1 protein-coding gene and 1 pseudogene are annotated in these 1,254 nt (G+C 56.6%); both read right to left on the bottom strand.

Going from position 1 to position 1,254, the window contains the following annotated elements; genetic code table 11:
* The coding region (locus tag NUW23_10610) for a toll/interleukin-1 receptor domain-containing protein (protein MCR4426617.1) at window positions 1-490 on the bottom strand (490 nt) is incomplete at its 3' end.
* Between the two features lie 260 nt (window positions 491-750).
* A pseudogene (locus NUW23_10605) lies at window positions 751-900 on the bottom strand (DUF86 domain-containing protein).
* Window positions 901-1,254: the final 354 nt, after the last annotated feature.

The raw sequence follows: 1,254 nt of genomic DNA, 5'->3' as shown, positions 1-1,254 counted from the left end.
GTCCCCATACCGAGTTCTCTGGAACCGTAGCGCCAAAAGCGTCGGCTCTGTTGGAAGCCTCCGTCACCTCAAGCCAATAGGGGTCGGTGATAACCGGAGGTGTCACACCCCACTCGAGCAATAGGTCTCGTGCCGCCACTAGTGGACTCCCTTGAGGACGGACCACTCGCATGATTGCCGCCACGACAGCCTCGATTCCTGCAACAGACGATATAGACTTACGATTGGCAAGAGAGGGGGACTGGCTCACCACGTCCTCGCGGCTGACTCCGTGCCAAATGGGCAGAACGACCTTGTCCCGCCCCCGCATCTCGACCTCGGTGAGCCCATCGAGTTCGTACTGCGGCCACTGCTTGTTAAAGAACGCGGGGCTGAGCACCACAACCCCGAAGCGGGACTGGCGGAGGCCCGCGTCTATCGATCGCCGAATGCTGTCCCCCAGTTCGAGCGAGAACTCGTCATACCAGACTTCGACATGCCCATTACTCAAGGCATCTGCTTAAGGTCTGACGAAGGAATCCTTGTCCTCTGGGGCGTGGCAGATGAAGAGATCGTATTGCATCTTGCGCCTTCCTTCAGGCCTAACGGCTCTGCGTATCAGTGGCACCGCATTCTGATCTCAACTTCGCCGCTCGGCCACGCCGGCGTCCGCTGGATACGCTTGTTAGTCATCTGGTCTCTTGAGGTCTGTTGCCTGACACCCGCTCTCAGCTTATGCAGCTGACATAGAGCTACCGGACGAGAAGCGACTCAGACAGCATCCTCCGACTGGATCTCGTCCAGAACCCGCCTAATCTGTGCCTCAAGCTCAGGTATGTCCTTCTGCACGACTGCCCACACGAGATCAAGATCTACGTGCCCGTAGTCATGGCCTAGCTTGTTTCGCATGTCCTTTATGTCCTGCCAGGGTACACCTCAGGATACCGCTGCCTTAGGTCAACAGGCAGATGACTTGCTGCCTCGCCGATGATCTCTAGACGCCTGACAACAGCGTCTTGCATCATACTGTTGCGTAGGAACTCATCTGCACCAGTGTTTCCGGTGTAGAGCGGGATGTGCTGTATGCAATCAAAGATATCCTGCAGGAATGGCCGAGGATCACGTTCCGATCTCATAGGATTGGTGTCCTTTCTGCCATGACTCGATCTAGGATCATAGGATGCAGGCTTCTTGGTGTTGCAACGTCTACGTCTAAGCCCAGCGTCTCCCTCAACTCGCGTTCCAGACGCACCAGATCCAGAAGGGATCGCCCAG

It is taken from the genome of Bacillota bacterium, from assembly GCA_024655925.1.
Classification (GTDB): Bacteria; Bacillota; DTU025; order DTU025; family JANLFS01; genus JANLFS01.
The sequence above is the reverse complement of the archived record's forward strand: the minus strand, read 5'-3'. Positions and strand labels throughout refer to the sequence as shown.